This is a genomic window from Paenibacillus sp. D51F, from assembly GCF_053345695.1.
The window spans coordinates 141,647-160,234 of the sequence record NZ_JBKFAO010000009.1; the positions used below are offsets into that span (position 1 = coordinate 141,647).

At 59.0% G+C, this 18,588-nt stretch carries 17 protein-coding genes; 14 read left to right on the plus strand and 3 right to left on the minus strand.

Going from position 1 to position 18,588, the window contains the following annotated elements; translation table 11 throughout:
- Positions 1–15 precede the first annotated feature (15 nt).
- From ACLBWT_RS17275 to ACLBWT_RS17290, 4 genes are all read left to right on the plus strand, one after another.
- Positions 16–954, plus strand: a complete 939-nt coding sequence (locus tag ACLBWT_RS17275; RefSeq protein ID WP_447664376.1) for an MTP-1 family protein — start codon at positions 16–18, stop codon at positions 952–954.
- Positions 955–998: 44 nt separating this feature from the next.
- Positions 999–2,060, plus strand: coding sequence for a BtaManbiosPhlase (locus ACLBWT_RS17280; RefSeq protein ID WP_447664377.1), 1,062 nt, complete (start codon positions 999–1,001; stop codon positions 2,058–2,060).
- Positions 2,061–2,361: 301 nt separating this feature from the next.
- Positions 2,362–3,165, plus strand: a complete 804-nt coding sequence (locus ACLBWT_RS17285) for an aminoglycoside N(3)-acetyltransferase (RefSeq protein WP_447664378.1) — start codon at positions 2,362–2,364, stop codon at positions 3,163–3,165.
- A 218-nt stretch (positions 3,166–3,383) separates the two neighbouring features.
- Positions 3,384–4,799, plus strand: coding sequence for an amino acid permease (locus tag ACLBWT_RS17290; protein ID WP_447664379.1), 1,416 nt, complete (start codon positions 3,384–3,386; stop codon positions 4,797–4,799).
- Positions 4,800–4,820: 21 nt separating this feature from the next.
- Here the strand turns inward: ACLBWT_RS17290 and ACLBWT_RS17295 are convergent, their stop codons facing one another.
- The 3 genes from ACLBWT_RS17295 to ACLBWT_RS17305 form a co-directional block, all read right to left on the minus strand.
- Positions 4,821–5,579, minus strand: coding sequence for a YqcI/YcgG family protein (locus ACLBWT_RS17295; protein ID WP_447664380.1), 759 nt, complete (start codon positions 5,577–5,579; stop codon positions 4,821–4,823).
- A 77-nt stretch (positions 5,580–5,656) separates the two neighbouring features.
- Positions 5,657–6,280, minus strand: a complete 624-nt coding sequence (locus ACLBWT_RS17300) for a LysE family transporter (RefSeq protein ID WP_447664381.1) — start codon at positions 6,278–6,280, stop codon at positions 5,657–5,659.
- A gap of 233 nt (positions 6,281–6,513) precedes the next feature.
- Positions 6,514–7,107, minus strand: coding sequence for a DUF1989 domain-containing protein (locus ACLBWT_RS17305; protein ID WP_447664382.1), 594 nt, complete (start codon positions 7,105–7,107; stop codon positions 6,514–6,516).
- A gap of 202 nt (positions 7,108–7,309) precedes the next feature.
- Here ACLBWT_RS17305 and ACLBWT_RS17310 point away from each other — a divergent pair, with 202 nt between their 5' ends.
- The 10 genes from ACLBWT_RS17310 (at position 7,310) to ACLBWT_RS17355 (ending at position 18,506) form a co-directional block, all read left to right on the plus strand.
- Entirely contained in the window at positions 7,310–7,774 is a 465-nt protein-coding gene (locus ACLBWT_RS17310; RefSeq protein WP_447664383.1) for an acyl-CoA thioesterase, read from the plus strand.
- Positions 7,775–7,957: 183 nt separating this feature from the next.
- The gene (locus ACLBWT_RS17315; RefSeq protein WP_447664384.1) at positions 7,958–9,163 is read left to right on the plus strand and encodes an MGDG synthase family glycosyltransferase; all 1,206 of its coding nucleotides are present in this window, start codon (positions 7,958–7,960) and stop codon (positions 9,161–9,163) included.
- A 618-nt stretch (positions 9,164–9,781) separates the two neighbouring features.
- The gene (locus tag ACLBWT_RS17320) at positions 9,782–10,369 is read left to right on the plus strand and encodes a DUF5317 domain-containing protein (protein ID WP_447664385.1); all 588 of its coding nucleotides are present in this window, start codon (positions 9,782–9,784) and stop codon (positions 10,367–10,369) included.
- 865 nt (positions 10,370–11,234) lie between these two features.
- Positions 11,235–12,458 carry a bifunctional diguanylate cyclase/phosphohydrolase gene (locus ACLBWT_RS17325; RefSeq protein ID WP_447664386.1) on the plus strand — a complete coding sequence of 408 codons (1,224 nt, stop codon included), beginning with the start codon at positions 11,235–11,237 and terminating at the stop codon, positions 12,456–12,458.
- A gap of 157 nt (positions 12,459–12,615) precedes the next feature.
- Entirely contained in the window at positions 12,616–13,788 is a 1,173-nt protein-coding gene (locus ACLBWT_RS17330; protein WP_447664387.1) for a serine hydrolase domain-containing protein, read from the plus strand.
- A 264-nt stretch (positions 13,789–14,052) separates the two neighbouring features.
- Entirely contained in the window at positions 14,053–14,373 is a 321-nt protein-coding gene (locus ACLBWT_RS17335) for a DUF3870 domain-containing protein (RefSeq protein WP_447664388.1), read from the plus strand.
- 195 nt (positions 14,374–14,568) lie between these two features.
- Entirely contained in the window at positions 14,569–15,393 is an 825-nt protein-coding gene (locus ACLBWT_RS17340) for a M55 family metallopeptidase (RefSeq protein ID WP_447664389.1), read from the plus strand.
- A 37-nt stretch (positions 15,394–15,430) separates the two neighbouring features.
- The gene (locus ACLBWT_RS17345; protein WP_076359292.1) at positions 15,431–16,363 is read left to right on the plus strand and encodes an ABC transporter permease; all 933 of its coding nucleotides are present in this window, start codon (positions 15,431–15,433) and stop codon (positions 16,361–16,363) included.
- A 2-nt stretch (positions 16,364–16,365) separates the two neighbouring features.
- Positions 16,366–17,286, plus strand: a complete 921-nt coding sequence (locus ACLBWT_RS17350) for an ABC transporter permease (protein WP_447664390.1) — start codon at positions 16,366–16,368, stop codon at positions 17,284–17,286.
- Between the two features lie 203 nt (positions 17,287–17,489).
- Entirely contained in the window at positions 17,490–18,506 is a 1,017-nt protein-coding gene (locus ACLBWT_RS17355; protein ID WP_447664412.1) for an ABC transporter ATP-binding protein, read from the plus strand.
- Positions 18,507–18,588 lie beyond the last annotated feature (82 nt).

Below are 18,588 nucleotides of genomic sequence, written 5' to 3' on the forward strand. Positions count from 1 at the left end.
GGGAGGAAACCTTCTATGAATACTCAGAAGCTCGAGCCGTCCTCGTGCCGGAAGCTGCTGGCGGAATACCGGGCATCCGGCGCACGTGCCGAGGCGCCGGAGCGGATTCCGTTCGCGGAAGTCGGGGAGAAGGATGTGTACAATATCGCCGCGCCTATCGTGGAGAGCGGCCGGCTGGTCATCCCGGGCCGCGTGGAATCCCGTGACAGCGAGCATTCCGCAGTCGTCTTCTTCGAGGAAGCGGGCGGACGCTGGCTGCCGCTGGAAGGGGCTCCGGTTCTGGAGCTCCAAGACCCGTTCCACTGCCGCATCGGCGGCGAGCTGGTCGTCGGGGGCGTGGAGATCTATCCCCATCCGGACAACGAAGGCGCGCTGATGTGGAGGACCGTCTTTTACCGCGGCAGCGGACTGGAGGATTTGAAGCCGTTTTTCAAAGGCCCGGACGGAATGAAGGATATCCGCCTCGTGGAGCTTGCCGATGGAGAGGTCGGGGTTTTCACCCGTCCCCAAGGCGAGAAAGGCGGCCGCGGCAAGATCGGCTTCGCGCAGGCGGCGTCGCTGGAGCAATTGACGCTCGACCTGATCGAAAACGCGCCTCTGCTGGAAGGACAGTTCGCGGAAGGCGAATGGGGAGGGGCCAATGAAGCCCATCTGCTGCAGGACGGCCGGATCGGCGTGCTCGGACATGTCGCCTGCTTCGACGAAGCGGGAGACCGGCATTATTACCCGATGGCGTTCGTATTCGACCCGGTCAGCGCCAGCTGCTCGGAGCTGGGCATCCTCGCCGAGCGCAGCGTCTTTCTGCCTGGTCCGGCCAAGCGGGCGGACCTGCAGGATGTCGTATTCAGCGGGGGACTGCTTCGCAGGACAGACGGCACGGCCGTCCTGTACGCAGGCATCAGCGACGCGGACGCGCAAAGGCTGGTCATCGACGACCCGTTTGCCGGCTTGTAAGCTTTGTCCGCATTATATAGTTAAGATACAAAGGAGTTCATGCCATGAATAGCTACCGTTACGAACAGAATCCGCTGGTGACCCCGGCGGACGTGAAGCCGCATCGCGAGGATTTCGAGGTCATCGGCGCCTTCAACGCAGGGGTGGCTGAATACGACGGCGAAGTCATCCTGCTGCTGCGCGTGGCGGAACGCCCGATCAGCGCGGATCCGGAGGTGGTGCTGGCCCCCGTGTACAACACGGAGAAAGGCGGTTTGGACCTCATTCCGATCTCCAAGAATGACGAGCGCTACGACTTGTCCGATCCGCGCGTCATCGTGCGCAAGGAGCATGCGCCGGCTTTCGAATACCTGACTTCCCTCTCGTACCTGCGCATCGCGCGCAGCCGGGACGGCAGGAGCTTCACGGTCGACGAGGAGCCGTTCATTTATCCGACGCAGCCGCTGGAGATCTTCGGCATTGAAGACCCCCGCATCACGCAGATCGGGGATACCTACTATATCTATTTCTCGGCCGTGTCGCCCGTCGGCATCGGGGAATCGCTCGTCTCGACCAAGGATTTCAAGACCATCACGCATCACGGCATGATCTTCGGGCCGGACAACAAGGATGTCATCATCTTCCCCGAGCGCATCGGAGGCAAGTATTACGCCCTTCACCGCCCGACGACCAAAAGCTGCGGCCGCCCCGAGATGTGGATCGCGGAATCGGACAACCTGCTGTACTGGGGCAACCACCGCCATCTCATCGGCCTGCGCGAGGGCATGTGGGACAGCGGCCGCATCGGCGGCGGAGCCGTTCCGATCCGGACGGAGCGAGGCTGGCTGGAGCTGTACCACGGCGCGACCAAGGATCACCGGTACTGCATGGGAGCCGTGCTGCTCGACCTGGACGATCCGTCCAAGGTGATTGCCCGCTCCGGCAAGCCGATCCTGGAGCCGGAAGCGGATTATGAGCGGGACGGCTTCTTCGGAGGCGTCGTCTTCTCCTGCGGCGCTCTCGTCGACGGAAATCGCGTCCGCATGTATTACGGCGCCGCCGACACGTCCATGGCTTGCGCGGAGCTCAGCCTGGCCGGCATTTTGGACAGCCTGGAGCCGGTCTGATCCGCTGCAGCATCAAAAGCATCAAAAGCATCAAAAGCATCAAAAGCATCAAAAGCATCAAAAGCATGCATCAAAAGACTCGGCCATTTCCGTTCCGATGCGAGGAATCTTTCTGGAGAGCACCAGCCCTGGCGGCATGCCGGGGCTTTTTTGCGATCATCATGGGGAGGCATCGAATCGGTTTAAACCGTTCTTCACCTGCGAAGCGGGGCGGAGTCTGGTAGACTGGCGAAAAGAAGAGATCGGGAAGGCAAGGCATCCGGTTCCCCGCTTGCTTATCCCGCGATACGGAGGCTGTACCATGATCAATGCCAACGAAATGCCCCTCACAAGCAAAAACATTACGGAAGGACTGAGAGAGATAGGAGTCGAGGAAGGGATGCTGCTGCTGGTCCACTCCTCCATGAAGGCATTCGGCCGCTGGGTTGTCGGCGGGCCGGAAGCCGTCGTGCTTGCCCTCGAGGAAGCTGTCGGGGATAGCGGCACGATCGTCATGCCCGCGCAATCGTCGGATCTGTCCGAGCCTTCCTACTGGATGCGTCCGCCGGTTCCGGAATCTTGGTGGCCGCTGATTCGCGAAGAAATGCCCGCCTATCGTCCGGACTTGACGGCCACCCGAGGGATGGGCGCCGTCGTGGAATGCTTCCGCCGTCAGGAGGGCACGCTGCGCAGCGCCCATCCGCAGGTGAGCTTCGCCGCTCGAGGACCGCTGGCGAGGACGATTCTGGAGCCGCATCTGCTGTCGCCTGCCCTCGGAGAAGGTTCCCCTCTTGAGCGGATGGCCGGGCATGGCGGCCGGGCTCTGCTGCTGGGAGTCGACCACGAGAGAAACACCACGCTGCATCTGGCCGAGCATCGCGCTTCCTACCCCAATAAGGAGCTGCTCAGCCAAGGCTCGCCCATGCTGAGGGACGGCCAGCGGGAATGGGTGACCTTCGAGGATCTTGCCTACCGCGACGATGATTTCAACACCGTGGGCGACGCCTTTGAAAGGGATTGCCCGCTGGCCGCAAGAGGGCGGATCGGGGATGCGCTCGTACGGCTGCTGCCGCAGCGGGAGCTGATCGACTACGCGGCGGCCTGGATGGAGGCCAACCGTCACTGAAACATGCGGCCTGGATGGAGGCCAGCCGGCACGGCTGCATGAGGACGGCCTGGATGGAGGCCAATCGGCGCTTGACTGCGGCCGGCTGTTCATGGAGGCCGGCCGTCACGGGCCATATGGCTTTAAAGGGTATCCGAATAGGCTGTTTGCCGCCACTCGCTTGCCGGATAGTCCCGACGGATCTGGAGAATCCTACCTCCATGAGGAGGATGGGAAGCATGTCCGAACATCTGAAGCATCCTCCGGCTGCCGCCGCCGGAGATTCGTGCTCCTCCGAAGGGGGCGCAAAAGGCGATCTCTCTTGGTGGGAGCTGTCGCTGTTCGGGGCGGGCTGCACGATCGGGACGGCTTTTTTCCTCGCAACCGGCATCGCCGTCCGTCGGAGCGGCTTTCTCGTGCTGCCGATTTTTCTGGCTGCGGCCGCGGCCACTTATTTCGTCTATGAGGCGCTGGCTTCCATGACGGCGGAGCAGCCGGAAAAGGGCTCGTTCCAAGCGTATGCCAAGAAAGCATATGGCAGATGGGCAGGCTTCAGCACCGGCTGGATCTATTGGTCTTCCGAGCTGCTCATTCTCGGCGGTTCGCTGACAGCTCTCGGGCTGTTCACGCGGTACTGGCTTCCGTCTGTTCCGCTGTGGGTTTTCGCTGCAGGCTACGCCGTGCTGGCACTCGCCGTCGTCGTGCTGGGGTCCAAAGGAATCAACACGGCCGAGAACCTGTTCGCCGTCGTGAAAATCGCGGCCGTCGGCATGTTCATCGTCGTGGCCGCCTTCATGCTGCTGAGCGGAAAAGCATCCTTGGCGGCAAAGCCGGCCGAGTGGAAGGGGCTGCTGGAGGCCGGGGGCTGGAGAGGCGCCTGGAGCGGGCTTCTGTACGCCTTCTACGCCTTCAGCGGCATCGAGGTGATGGGTTTCATGGCTGCCGGACTGAAGCGGCCTGCGGATGCCCCCAAGGCAGGACGCATCATGCTGCTCGGCATCGGCATTCTCTATCTTCTGTCGATCGGCCTTGCCGTTCTGATCGTGCCGCGCTCCGCGATGAACGCCTCCGAAAGCCCTTTTCTCCAGGCGCTCGAGGTCATGAGGCTGCCCGTGCTTGTCCATGCGCTGAACGGGGTGCTGATCGTCGCCGGATTCTCGATCCTCGTCGCCTCCCTGTACGGCGTTTCCACCATGCTGGTATCGCTGGCATCGGATGGAGACGCCCCGCATTGGCTGGCGCTGAGAGCGGGAGCCCGCCGCCTGCCTTGGGCGGCGCTGCTCGTCAATGCGGGCGGCATGGCCGTCTCCGTCGTGCTGGCGCTGCTTCTGCCCTCGACGCTGTTCGAGCATCTGGCGACAGCCGGCGGCCTGGTGCTTCTATATGTATGGATGTTCATCGTCGCAACTTATCTGAAGCTGCAGAAGCCGGGGCTTCCGGGCCGGATCAAAAGCGGGACGGCGCTCGCCCTCATGGCGGCGGCAGTCTCCGGCTCGCTGCTGGAGCCTGCAGGACGCCCCGGCTTCTGGGCGAGTCTGGCGATTGCCGTCGTCACGCTGGCCATGTCGAGGCGCTGGAAGGGTGAACAGCCTCCGCCAGCGGGGGAGGAGCACCCCGGGGGCGATGCTTGCGGGCCAAAAATCCCGCGAGGATGATTCCTCGCGGGATTTCGAATTTTAATCGCCGTCAGGCAGCTTGATCTTGCCGCTCAGGAAGGGACATTTCGACAAGGCGCTGTCGTCGTCCCGCAGATAGTATTGCTGCCATTCCTGGTTGTCCTGCTGGCCGTACCATTTGAGCGACGGATGGGCGGGGATGCCGTCGTAGTCCGCCAGCTTCCGGCGGATGATTTTTTTCATGTTGCGGCCGAAGGGCGTGGAGTCGTTGATTTCCCGGAAAACCCAGCGGGGCTGGAAAGCCACGAGAAAACCGGAAAAGGAGCGGCTGCGCCGGACCACATGGGCCGGAGTGGCGCAAAAGGCGAAGTACGGCTCGCCGCCGTAGCAGAATTCCCATTCGTGATGCCCGGGATCTCGAGGAATCGATTCCGGCCAAGGTGCCGCGTCCAGCTTGGAAGCATCGCTGAGAAGAGACCAGAACAGCTCCTCGTAGTTTTCCACGGAAGCGCTCTCCAGCAAATCTTCGGGAGTGCTGAAGAAGATGACCAGCGAGGCGTATTTGCCCGTTTCTCGGGACAAAGGACCGTACTGCGCAAGCAGATCGGCCACTTCGCGTGCCGCTGCTTCCGTACGGGGGTCAGGAGCGAACCCGAACCGCAGGTTATCGGTCAAGAACCCTTGCCTGCCCGGCACGCAAGGATAGGAATTGTCGTCGTCGGCGATCATGGAAGCAAAGCTCAGGTAGGCTTCCCGTTCCCATTTCTCCAGTGACATCGAGTGATGATCAAGCCAGCTTTTCGCATGCAGTTGTGCCATCCGTCCTTGCCATCCTCCTTTGAAACGTCGCTTCATCGTATGTAAGGAGGGGGGGGAGGGGTGAACGTCCCGGCATTCTAGGCCGTCAGCTGGAGGAAGGCCTGCCAGCCGAAGTAAAGGCCGAAGCCGATCAGCGACAGCCCTGCCAGGGAGGAGATGCCTTGCAGGATGCGGCTGCTGGCGAAACGCCGCAGCGAGCTTGCGAGTGCGGCCATGACGACGTCCCATAGCAGGATGCCCGCGAAAATTCCGGTGCTGTGCAAGAGCAGCAGGGAGAGGCCTTCATGGGAGCTGCCGGCGATCAGGGAGCCATAGATGCCGAGCCAGAACAGGATATTGAGCGGATTGAGCAGCGCCATCAGGAAGCCGGAGCGGAAGGATGCGGTTCGCGCCGTTTCCTCATGGAGCGGACCCGGCAGCGAAGGAGAGGCGGCCTTCAGCGTTTCGAGACCGGTGTACATGAGCACGAAGAAGCCGAAAGAGAACAGCAGCGTGCGCATGAAGCCGGTCGCCAGGAAGTTCGCCACGCCGAAATAAATCAGCAGCATGTACAGCAAGTCGGCCGCCATGGCGCCGATTCCGACCAGCCATGCATGGATGAAGCCGAAGCGGGCTCCCTTGTCCAGCTGGGCGGCGTTGATGGGGCCGATCGGAGCCGACAGGGACAGTCCCAGCAGCACATAGGCCATAAAGGCGTTCATTCGCAATCCACCTCCGAAGGAAATAGGCTTGCCTGCATGGGGTACAAGTCATCCTATTCGGAGGCGGATTTTTGTAGAAGGACAAATAGGGGCGCCGGAGCGGCGTCCCTGCAGGAAACAATCCGATTAAACGACTCCAACGACTCCGATGTATCAACCGGCCCATTCATCCATCGCAATCATCGCTCTAAATCATCAGTCGCAATTTCGCTCTAAATTATCCATCGCAATCATCAGTCGACAACTTCGACGCGGATCGGCGTGCAGGCATAGCCGTTGCAGGCGCTCTCCGAGCAGGGGCAGGCAGAGACGGCGACGACCAGATCCATTTCCGCCCTCAGCTCCACGGCGTCGCCTGCCTTCGATAGCGGACGCTCGACGGAAATGCTGCCGTCCGGATGGATGACGGTGTTCATGAACACGTTGAACGCGTAATGCTGGTCCGGCTCCGGCAATCCGTACGGCTCCAGCGCCCGGGTCAGGTTTTCGTGGCAGCTGGCGTGGTTTTTCTTGCCGTACAGGAACTCGTACATCTCCGGACGGCACGACGCGTTGATGAAATCGTGGATGCCGACGTCGTCGGAGACAACGGTCAAGATCGGACGGTATTTGTTGGAGTAAAGAATATCCCCCGGACTGACCTTCATCTTGTGGAGGGCGTCCATCGTCACGTTCGGATCGATCCTCTCGGTCGTGTCGTCGGCACGGTAAGCGACGAAATCGGCTACCTGCTCGCCTTCGACATCCGTCACCCGGATGATCTGGCCTTTGTTCACCTTGAAGCCGATTCCTTCACCGGCAGGAATCAGCCAATTGCTCTGCGGCATGCCCGGTTGCTCCCTTCCTATGGTCATCTTGTCAGTATGGCTGGAAGGCGATCGGGGCATGCATCTGGAGGGCAAGACCATCGGGAACGGCGGAAAAGTTGTCTGTCCGGCTCGCGGCGTGATATCCTGCTTGGTAGACATATCGTTTCCGGCAGAGGCGAGGCCATGGACCGGGAACATGCTGAAAGGGGTATTGCGCATTATGAGCAAGGGCGCATTCATGGGGGAAGACAGGCAAGCCTGGCTGGAGTCGTTCCAGTTCTCCATTCCGCTGAAAATCCGTTATTGCGAGACGGACATGCTGGGGCATGTCAACAACGTCAGCTACTTCATGTATTTCGAGCAGGGCAGGATCGAGTACGTCGAGAACCTGGGGCTGACCGACGAGCTGTTCAGCGACAAGACGGTATCCGTCGTGGCGGATCTCGAATGCCAGTACCTGGGCCAAATTTACCTCCGCGACCAGCTGCGGCTGCATGTGAAGACAGCCAAGCTTGGACGCTCGTCCATGGACATCCATTACGCGCTTACCGTCGGGGAAGAGCTCAGGGCCGCGGGACGCGGCACGGTCGTGCTGATCGATACGGCAAGCGGCCGCAGCACCGCCATCCCGGATCATGTGCGCGAGGCGCTCCGCTCCTTCGAGGGCGAGGGAATGACCGGATAACCGGACTTCGGTCCAGGACAGGAACATTCCACAGACCGTATGCCTCTAGCGCCCGATCGCGGTAAGCTGGTTCCAGACGACATCTTGCGGGCAGGGCAAGCGGAAGAAGACTATTTCGGCCGAACGAGCCGTATGTATAAGCGGAAGCTGCCACCGGCTAAGATCTTGAAGGAGGAACCCCCTTTGGTACCTATAAGCCAGCAGAGGATCCTGGTCTTGACCGGGACGCTGGGCGACGGCCACAACCAGGCGGCCAGAGCCATTGCCGAAGCGGCGGCGCGGCAATATCCCGACGCCGTTGTCCGGGTCGTGGATTTCATGCAATGGACGCATCCCAAGACGCATTCCGTAGGCAGATTCTTCTACATGCAAGGCGTCAAGGGCTTGCCGTCCTTGTACGGATATCTATACCGCGCCACCCGGGACGAGAACCGCCTGTCCGGGATGTTCAAGCAGATGCGCACGTACCGCTCGGGGAGGATGATGGAGCTGCTGGACGAATTCCGCCCCTCCGTCGTGGTCAGCACCTTCCCGCCCGCAGCAGCCGCGATGTCCCGTCTCAAGACGGCCGGGCTGACCTCGGTCGCCACGGCGACGGTGATGACCGATTACGCGCGGCACAGCTACTGGCTGCATCCCGGCACGGACCGGTACATCGTCGGCTCCGAGTCGATCCAGCGCTCCCTGACGGAGCTTGGCATACCGGCGGGAGCCGTATCCGTCACCGGCATGCCCGTCCGCTTCTCCTTCGGACGGGCATACGACCGTCAGGAGCTGCGGCGCAAGCATGGACTCAGCCCCTCGCTGCCGGTCGTTCTCGTCATGGGCGGGGGCGACGGCTTGATCGGACGCCGGCTGCTGACGCTGCTGGATTCCGCCGAGGACATGCCGCCCGCCCAGTACGTCTTCGTCTGCGGGCGCAACGAGAAGCTGCGCCGCCAGCTGGAGAAACGGCTGGAAGGCATGGGCGGACCGCATCGGATCCTGGTGACGGGATTCATCGACTACGTGCATGAGCTCATGGCGGCAGCCGACGTCATGGTGACGAAGCCGGGCGGCCTCACCGTCTCCGAGGCTCTGTCCCAGGAGCTGCCGATGATTCTGTTCAAGCCGATTCCAGGACAGGAGCAGGAGAACTCGGCTTATCTGACGCGTATGGGAGCGGCGGTGGAAGCCCGCTCCAAGTCGGATCTCATGCGGCGGCTGCGCCAGGTCATCGCGGAGGACGCGCTGCGCGCCCGCCTGCGCAAGAACGCATCGCTGAACAAGCCGGAGCATGGCGCGGACCGGGCCGTGCATGCGATCATCCGGATGCTGGGCCAATCGGCCGAAGTGGCGGACGCCGCGGCTCTTCTCCAGGCGGGACGCTTGGCGGCTGCGCATGCATGACAGTTGAGCGGGCAGGAGGAAGAATGCGCCGCAGCATAGTAGTCCAGGAACTTGTAGCGAAGCATGCACTTGTGCAAAGCTCCAAAGCTGCGGGAAGCACGACTAGGGAATTCGGCCATTGGGCCGAATTCTTTTTTTGCGCTTTTTCGGCTGTCGGCTTCAGGCGGACTGAAGAAGACTGATATTACGGTGCGAGTGCCAGGCGGCAAGCTGGTTACCCGCCGGAAGACATCGCCGCTTATCTGGTCTTCCAGGAACAGATCATGAAGGGCATGACGGCGGGTGCCGTCAAAGGCTGAAGAAGAATCGTCCTTAATATGGAATTTTATGTATAAATATGAATTATATATAGTCCTAATGGTTTAAAATATTCATAAAATTAGGTCTATAGATTCAATAAAAACCGGCTCCGTTTGGTTGGGAACCGGTTTTTTAATGCGAAGTCAATAGGACCTCTGTGCAAAAAAAAATAGGTTATGCTACTTAGTTCATATTGACGGGTTGTCTTTATGCATTCTATAATGGCAATGACTAAATGCAAATGTTGGTAATTGTAGAACTTTACTGCAATATTGATATTGTCGTCGATTGCCGTAATATTCTGAAGGAGTAACCGCTATGGTCTATGATGGCATCCTTATCGGCCTTGTCGTCGGGTTTATCCGGGCAGGCTGGAAGAGCGGCTTGATCGCTCTCGGCAATACCCGCATCAAGGGCGGTTGGGTTTTTCCGCTGCTGCTTATTGTCCAGTTCGGTTTGTTCTATCTGCAAGATTATGTGTCCTTTTTCGCTCGATTCAACTCCTATTTTTATATGCTCGTTTATGTTGCAGGTCTTTCTCTCCTCTACGTAAACCGCTCTTACAAGGGAATTCATTTACTTTTTATTGGCGTCTTTCTGAATTTCCTGGTCATGCTAGTGAACGGCGGAAGAATGCCGGTGTCGCTGGAGGCTGCCTCCGTACTTGATCCTCATTATATTGAAATGCTGAGGAACGGAGATGTACTGTACAAGCATATTCTTCTCGATAGTTCAACTAGACTCTCGTTTCTGGGAGACATCATACCTTTGGGTCCTCCTTATCCAAGAAGGCAGGCCATCAGTATTGGAGATGTAATCATGAATATAGGTATCTTCTTCTATATTACATCGCAAATGTCTTCCCATAAAACTCATGAAGAGCAGCCTCGCACAGAAGCGGCTTGATCTTGAAAAAAGGGGCTTTGAAGCTTGAAAGGAGGTGACGAATATGAAAAAAGTCAATGTTAAAGTCATTCTCTTTAATCTTGCCATCATTGCTTCCTTGGGAGTTGCGCTGACTTCGGGACTTAAGGTATTTTAATATTTCAAAAAAAAGGAAACGGAATAATTGTTCTGTTTCCTTTTTAATATTTACCCGTTAAGAGGGAGAGCCAGGATGAAACAGTTGAAAGCTATTGCAGTTGCACTTAAAACCCCCTCATACCTCTATGTAGTTCTGCTATCTTTAATGGGTGGTCTATTATTGCTTTCTTACTTTCTTCCTGTCGGGATCACCATTTCTAACGACAGATGGATCACTATTTACGCCATGACTGCAGGAGTCGTCTTGCTTGACTACTTCATGTTTCAACTCCCGCCTGAAGGGCACCGTCAATCCATGGACTCCACTATTTTTTTGGCGACCGTATTTGTATACGGAGTAGAGCCAGCCCTGCTCACATTGACGATAAGTGCGTTTATCATTGTTTTCAATCACAAGGATACCAAGTGGTGGAAGCATTTCCTGAACCTATCCATGTATACCATTATGATAGTAGTTGCCAATTACGTCTATTTACAGCTTGGCGGAGCAACAGGAACCTTTAAGACATCTTACTTGTCTGCGTTCATTGTTTCGCTTGCGGCCTACTTCTCTATAAACGTCCTTTTGATTGGAACCTATTATTTTTTGGTCTACAAAGGAAGGCTCGTCGAAATCCTTCGAATGTTTATCAAGGAAGTTCTCTTTGCTTATCTCAGCATTTTACTGTTGTCGATGATTCTGGTTATCTTACTCATTTATACCCGTCTTTTTGGTCTTTTCCTGTTCTTGATTATCGCTACGCTGCTGTCCCACGTCTTCAAACAGCTTTTCCTCATGTACCACGAAATCAACGACAAAGCCAACAAGGACCAGCGGACGGGGCTGTACAACCACAGCTACCTGGAAGAGAAGCTGGATGACTTCATAAAAACCTACCGCGAGGATGGGAAGATTTTCTCCTTCGCGATGCTTGATCTCGACGACTTCAAGAAATACAACGATCTCTATGGACATCCGCAAGGAGACAAGCTGCTCAGCTTCGTCGGCTCCATCATCAAGGCGGAATGCGAGCCTCATGAATTCGTCTGCGCCCGCTACGGCGGAGAGGAATTCGCGGTCATCATGCCGGGCTATAGCAAAAACGAAGCCCGCAAATTCATCAACCAGCTGCGCAAGACGGTGAACAACTCTCCGTTCGAAGGCGTCGAAATTCTCCCGCATGGATGCGTGTCGTTCTCGGCCGGCGTCATGGAGATGAATGCCGATACATACGAGAAATCGCAGCTTGTCGGCTTGTCCGACCGGGCGATGTACATTTCCAAGTCCAAAGGCAAGAACACGGTGACGATCTACGGGGAGCAAACCTATCTGCCGCAGAAGTTCGAGCATGAGATCAACGAGCTGGAGCAGCAGATCCGGGTATTCCTTTCCAAGGATGTCTACACGTTCAAGCATTCCAAGAGGGTGTTCTCCTACGCGGTGGACATGGCGGAGAAGCTCGGCCTGAACGAGGAGGAGCGGCGGACGCTCATTCTCGGCGCGCTTATCCATGACATCGGCAAGCTGGAGATTCCGAGGGAAGTGCTGACCAAGAGAGCGAAGCTGTCCAAGGAAGAATGGGAGCTCGTCAAGCAGCATGTCACCTTCGGCAAGGAGTTCCTTCTCGCATCGGGAACCTATTCGGATCTCGTGCCGCTTGTCGAGCTGCATCATGAACGTTATGACGGGACGGGCTATCCGCATGGGCTCAAGGGGACGGAGATTCCGAAGCTGGCCCGGCTGCTTTGCATCATCGATTCCTTTGACGCGATGACGACCGAGCGTCCTTACCAGCGGACCCGCACGTTCGCGGAGGCCGTGGAGGAGATCCAGGCTTGCTCAGGGTCGCAGTTCGATCCGGAGCTTGCCGTTCCGTTCATCGCTTACGTCAACCGCCGGATCGAGCAGGACGATATCCCCGAGGAGATCATCCAGCAGCTCCGGGAACAGCAGGAAAGAGAAGGCGCTTGATTCGCTGGCCGTTTGCCGATGAGGCAAACGGCCTTTATTATTTTCCTTTAGCCTATTGACGTTTTAGGGGACAAAAAGTCATAATTTAATAGAATGTAAACGCTATACAGGTCTCCTGGACGACAAACGCAACTTCAAAGGAGGCTGAACGCATCGCATGAGCAAGCCTGACAAAGTAGCTTTGAGGCTGCAGGAAACGATGGATCGCCGCCGCATCGTCGGCATGGCCTGCGCGTTTCTGATACGCGGACGGCTCGTCTGGAGCGGAGGTCTGGGACTGGCGGACAAGGAAAGAGGCTTGCCGGTGTCGGACAAGACGATCTTCCGCATCGCCTCCATATCCAAGACGGTCACGGCGGCCGCGATGCTCCAGCTGGTGGATCGCGGGTTATGCGGCTTGGACGACGACGCAGGCAAGCTCGTCGGCCTTCCGCTCCGCAATCCGGCCTTTCCCGACCAGCCGGTTACGCTGCGGCAGCTGATGACCCATACATCGGGACTGCGCGACGAATACGCCGGCTTCGCGGCCGCTTCCCGCCAGGATCCGATGATTCCGCTCTCCGAGCTGATCGTTCCCGGAGGACAATGGCATTCAGCCAAGCTGTGGGGGGACAAGCCGCCGGGGGACCCGGCCGGTTATGAATACTCCAACCTTGGCGCGATTATCCTGGCTACGATCATCGAGCGGCAGAGCGGCGAGCGCTTCGACCGCTATTGCCGCAAGCATCTCTTCGAGCCGCTCGGCATGCGGGATTCCAGCTTCAACCTGCAGGATTTCGAGGAGCCCGACCGGATCGCGGTCCTCTATGAGTACGATGCCGATGCCGGAGATTATGCTCCGGCCGCAGACGCATTCCGAGGCAGGCTGCCGGAGCTGACGGACTTGCGGGATTATGTTCCCGGCGCCAATGGATCGCTGTTCGGGCCGCAGGGCGGCCTCCGGACGACCATCGCGGATCTTTCCCGCTGGCTGGAGATGCTGGCTGGCAAGGGCGAGCGCAGCGGAGTCCGGATTCTCAGCAAGGAGACAGCGGAGCAGATGCAGGCCCGGCAGTGGTCGAGAGTTCCGCAGGAAGGCTTCTATCGGGAAGGCGGCCTGCAGCTTCAGCGGACGCATGACCTCATGCCCGGCAGGTTGATGATCGGCCATGCCGGCGACGCCTATGGGCTGCGCAGCGGAATGTATTTCGATCCCGAAGCAGGGATCGGCATGATCTACGCCATGAACGGGCTGGACGACGCCAAGGAAGGCCATGTGTTCACCGCCGCGGAGACCGATCTGGCGGCTGCGATGGCCGACATATTCCTGCGGAAAAAGAATGAGCGTTAGCGGTGTCTTTGCCCGGAGCCTGCAAGGCCGCCTTTTTAGCACAGCATGGACCGGGAGCCTGCAAGGACGCCTTAGCGAAGCCTGAACCGGGAACCGGGAATTGCCGTTGGAAGTGCATGACATGTCGGTGCTTGCCGGTCGGCCGCAGTCATCGCCGAATCGGCATGGGCCATTAGCAGGATTTCTCATTTACAACCCGCTCGAGTCGATGTTAGAATAATTAACATCAATACGGCGCATGAAGCAGACAAGGGAGAATGACGGATGCCTTTCGACAAGAACACGCTGTATCTCATAGGCGATGCCCAGTCATCCGTGAACAATCCGATCACCCAGCAGTACAGCGCTTTTTTCATCGGGCTCGTCGTTGGGAAGGAATCCGGGATCATCATCGATGCCGGCTGCTCCTCCACCATTCCGCTCACTTCGGAGTTTGTCCGCTCGATCTTCATCGGCCACTCCGTCCTGGACGTGGAGCTGGTGGCCGAGGAAATCCGGAGCAGGTACCACGGCTCTTCGCAGAAGGCATTGATCGTCGCCTTCAAGGACGCCTCCAAAAAATTCAAATCCACGCTCAATGACTAGAAGAGCAGGCCTCGGCGCCTACTTCCGGTACAGCGTACGCTGCTTTATTTATCCGTATGGCGGGACATTCCGGCATGCACGTAAATAAAACCCAGCCAACGGACCCAGGGACAAGCATGTCCCCGGCTGTTGGTCTGGGTTTTTTTCATACTCTTTATTCGATCGATCATTTCTTATATTCCGGGAGGATGGCCAATGAAGCTCTATATTTCGGTAGACATGGAAGGCATAACAGGTCTTGTGGACAGCACGCACGTCGATTCGAGCCAGCGCAGCTACCCTCGCGGCCAGGTCATCATGACGGACGAGGCGAACCATGTCATCGGCACGGCATTCGACGAAGGCTGCTCCGAAGTGATCGTCAACGACAGCCATTCCAAAATGAACAACCTGCTGATCGAAAGGCTGCATCCCGACGCCCAGCTCATCACCGGAGACGTCAAGCCGTACTCCATGGTGCAGGGGCTCGATGCATCGTTCGGCGGAGCCGCCTTTCTCGGCTACCATACGATGGCGGCCACCCGCGGCGTTCTCAGCCATTCGATGATTTTCGGCGTGACAAAGATGTACATAGGTGACACCGCCATCGGCGAGCTCGGCTTCAACGCCATGGTAGCCGGCCATTACGGCGTCCCCGTCCTGCTCGTGGCAGGCGACGACGAGACGGCGGTGGAGGCGGAGGCGCTGCTCCCGGGGGTGACGACGGCAGTCGTCAAGAAGGCGATTTCGCGAACGGCGGCTCTGTGCCTGACTCCGGACAAGACTGGCCAGCTGCTGAGGGAGAAGACGAAGGAGGCTCTCGACAACCGCTCCCGCGTCAAGCCGCTGGCTTCGCCGGAGCACCCGCATCTGTCGATCGAATTCGCGAACTACGGACAAGCCGAATGGGCCAACCTGATGCCGGGAACCCGGATCGAGGGCAACAGCCCGGTCGTCTCCTTCCAGGCCAAGGACATTCTCGAAGCGTACCGGGCCATGCTGGTCATGATTGAGCTGGCGACAAGAACCAATTACTGCTAAGACGTTTTGCCAGACCGATTAAGGGGAGTGACAGAAGGTGGCATCTTACATCCTGAAGCGGCTTGTCTCCATGCTGGTTACGCTGTGGCTGATCATCACGGTGACCTTTTTCCTCATGCATTCCGTGCCGGGGTCCCCGTTCGACAAGGACGGCAAGAACAGCAACCCGACTGCGGTGCAGAACATGATGGCTTATTACCATCTGGACGAGCCGATTGGCGTTCAATACGTGCTCTATCTGAAGTCTTTGCTCAAGCTGGATCTCGGTCCGTCGATCGGGCATTTCCCCGACAGCGTGAATTCGATGATCAGCCGCGGCTTCCCCGTTTCCTTCCAGCTCGGCATGATCGCGATCCTGTTCGCCATCGTCGCGGGCATCGCGCTCGGTACGGTCGCCGCCCTGTACAAGAACCGGCTGATCGACCAGGCGGCCATGGTGCTCGCCGTGCTCGGCATCGCGGTGCCGAACTTCGTCGTGGCGACGCTGCTGATCAAATACGTGGCTGTGGAATGGCATCTGCTGCCGGTCGCCATGTGGGGAACCTGGCGCCACGCCGTGCTGCCGGGGCTGGCGCTGGCTACCGGTCCCATCGCCATCATTGCCCGCATGACGCGGGCCAACATGGTGGAGGTGCTCACCTCCGATTATATCGAGACGGCCCGCGCCAAAGGACTGCATCCGTTCGTCATCGTCACGAAGCATGCGCTGCGCAACGCGGTGCTGCCGGTCGTCACCCTGCTCGGGGCGCTGATCGCCAACGTCCTGACGGGAAGCTTCGTCATTGAGAAGATTTTCGCCATTCCCGGCATGGGCAAGTATTTCGTGGACGGCATCAACAACCGCGATTACTCGGTCATCATGGGCACGACCGTGTTCTACAGCGCTTTGCTGCTGTTCATGATGTTTCTCGTCGATATCGCCTACGGCCTCATTGATCCCCGCATCAAGCTGCACCGGAAGGAGGGCTGAGCATGAGCGTACCGGATTCCCTGTTTGTCCCGATGAACCGCTCCGCCGTGGATGCGGAAGCGATCGTTCGGCCCCGCCTCGGCTTCTGGAAGGAATCGTGGAACCGGCTGCTGGCCAACAAGCTCGCGTTCGCTGGAGCCGTCATCATCATCCTGCTCGCCATTCTCGCTGTATTCGGCCCGATGCTGACGGACCAGAGCTATTCCAAGCAAGTCCTCACCGATGCGAACATGAGCCCGTCCGCCGAGCATTGGTTCGGCACGGATGACCTGGGCCGGGACGTATTCGCCCGCATTCTCTACGGAGCCCGCATCTCGCTGTTCATCGGCCTGATGGCCACCCTGATCGACCTCATCATCGGCATCGTGTACGGGGGCATCGCCGGGTATGTCGGCGGCCGCGCAGACAATCTGATGATGCGTTTCGTGGATATGCTGTACGGCGTTCCCTATCTGCTCATCGTCATTCTGCTCATGGTCATCATGGGGCCGGGCCTGCTGACGATCATCGTCGCGCTCAGCGCGACGGGATGGATCGGAATGGCCCGCGTCGTCCGCGGCCAGGTGCTGACGCTGAAATCGTCGGAATATGTGCTGGCTTCCCGTTCGATCGGCTCCAGCGGCTGGCATATCATCCGCAAGCATCTGCTGCCCAACGCGATGGGCGTCATCATGGTGCAGATTACGTTCTCCGTGCCTTCGGCCATCTTCGCGGAAGCGTTCCTGAGCTTCCTCGGCCTCGGCATCCAGCCGCCGCTCGCGAGCTGGGGCGTCATGGCGAGCGACGCGCTCGGCGTCATCCTCTCCGGCCATTGGTGGAGGCTGTTCTACCCGGCATTCTTCATCTCCATGACGATGCTGGCGTTCAATCTGGTCGGCGACGGCCTGCAGGATATCTTCAACCCTAGGCAGAGGAGGTCATGAGCATGTGGAGACGGTCCAAAAAAGCGTCGATATCCCCAGTCGCGGCTCCCGAAGTCCCGGCCAGGGAAAAGGCGGACGACCCGTCGGAGCAGCCTTCCGCAGCCTATGGAAGCCGGACGGTACCGTCCGAAACGGCAGCTAGGGAAAAGCCGGCGAGCCGTGAACCGAAGGAAGCTGAAGACAGGACGCCCGGCAAAACCCTGATGGCCGTCGAAAATCTGCGAGTCAGCTTCCGGACCCACGGCGGAGAGGTGCAGGCGGTGCGCGGAGTCGATCTCCAGCTTCGCGAAGGCGAGACGCTGGCCATCGTCGGGGAATCGGGCTGCGGCAAAAGCGTCACCGCCCGCAGCCTGATGAGGCTGCTGCCGGAACAGACGTCGAAGCTCGGCAAGGACTCGCGCATCGTCTGGAAGGGCCGGGACCTGACGCGGCTCAAGGAAAAGGAGCTGCGGAAGCTGCGCGGCGCGGAAATTTCGATGATCTTCCAGGATGCGATGACGGCGCTCAACCCGACGCTCACCGTCGGAGAGCAGCTGATCGAGAGCATCGCCCTGCACCGCAAGGTGCCGAGATCGGAAGCGCGCAGGATCGCGGTGGAAATGCTCCGCCTGGTCGGCATTCCGAGTCCGGAAACACGGCTGAAGCAATATCTGGGAGAGTTCAGCGGCGGGATGAGGCAGCGCATCATGATCGCCATCGCCGCCTCCTGCAATCCGTCGCTCCTCATCGCCGACGAGCCGACGACGGCTCTCGATGTGACGATTCAAGCCCAGATTCTGGAGCTGTTCCGGATGCTGCAGCAGAAGACCGGCGTCTCCATCGTGCTGATTACCCATGATCTGGGCGTCGTAGCCGAAACGGCCGACCGCGTCTGCGTCATGTATGCCGGCGAGATTGTGGAGTCTGGCTCCGTTCGGGAACTGTTCCGCAGACCCCGGCATCCGTACACGAGGGGGCTGCTGGCCTCGATGCCGCGGCTCGACCGAGACCGCTCTCGCCAGCTCGAGCCGATTCCGGGCACGCCGCCGGATCTGTTTGCGCCGCCGCCGGGCTGCGCCTTCGCGGCTCGATGCCCTCATGCGATGGAAGTGTGCCGGCTGCATCATCCGGCAGCGACGCAGGTAGGAGGCAGCCATTCGGTGTCCTGCTGGCTGGAGGATCCTCGGGCGCAGCAGGCTCCGCCGTCTTCCGCGGCCGGACGGTCGGCCGCGATCGGCTAGCCTTTCGCTGGGCTGCGGCCGGGAGCCGTTTGTTCCACATCATTTTAGCCGCTTTTTATTCGGAGCCAAGGGGGGACAAGGG

Bases quoted from the DNA above. Each gene is read 5' to 3' on its own strand.
- ACLBWT_RS17355 (WP_447664412.1), top strand. From the start codon at position 17,490: ATGGCCGTCGAAAATCTGCGAGTCAGCTTCCGGACCCACGGCGGAGAG.
- ACLBWT_RS17305 (WP_447664382.1), bottom strand. From the start codon at position 7,107: ATGCCGCAGAGCAATTGGCTGATTCCTGCCGGTGAAGGAATCGGCTTC.
- ACLBWT_RS17320 (WP_447664385.1), top strand. From the start codon at position 9,782: ATGGTCTATGATGGCATCCTTATCGGCCTTGTCGTCGGGTTTATCCGG.
- ACLBWT_RS17275 (WP_447664376.1), top strand. From the start codon at position 16: ATGAATACTCAGAAGCTCGAGCCGTCCTCGTGCCGGAAGCTGCTGGCG.
- ACLBWT_RS17340 (WP_447664389.1), top strand. From the start codon at position 14,569: ATGAAGCTCTATATTTCGGTAGACATGGAAGGCATAACAGGTCTTGTG.
- ACLBWT_RS17290 (WP_447664379.1), top strand. From the start codon at position 3,384: ATGTCCGAACATCTGAAGCATCCTCCGGCTGCCGCCGCCGGAGATTCG.
- ACLBWT_RS17295 (WP_447664380.1), bottom strand. From the start codon at position 5,579: ATGGCACAACTGCATGCGAAAAGCTGGCTTGATCATCACTCGATGTCA.
- ACLBWT_RS17330 (WP_447664387.1), top strand. From the start codon at position 12,616: ATGAGCAAGCCTGACAAAGTAGCTTTGAGGCTGCAGGAAACGATGGAT.
- ACLBWT_RS17350 (WP_447664390.1), top strand. From the start codon at position 16,366: ATGAGCGTACCGGATTCCCTGTTTGTCCCGATGAACCGCTCCGCCGTG.
- ACLBWT_RS17335 (WP_447664388.1), top strand. From the start codon at position 14,053: ATGCCTTTCGACAAGAACACGCTGTATCTCATAGGCGATGCCCAGTCA.
- ACLBWT_RS17300 (WP_447664381.1), bottom strand. From the start codon at position 6,280: ATGAACGCCTTTATGGCCTATGTGCTGCTGGGACTGTCCCTGTCGGCT.
- ACLBWT_RS17280 (WP_447664377.1), top strand. From the start codon at position 999: ATGAATAGCTACCGTTACGAACAGAATCCGCTGGTGACCCCGGCGGAC.
- ACLBWT_RS17310 (WP_447664383.1), top strand. From the start codon at position 7,310: ATGAGCAAGGGCGCATTCATGGGGGAAGACAGGCAAGCCTGGCTGGAG.
- ACLBWT_RS17285 (WP_447664378.1), top strand. From the start codon at position 2,362: ATGATCAATGCCAACGAAATGCCCCTCACAAGCAAAAACATTACGGAA.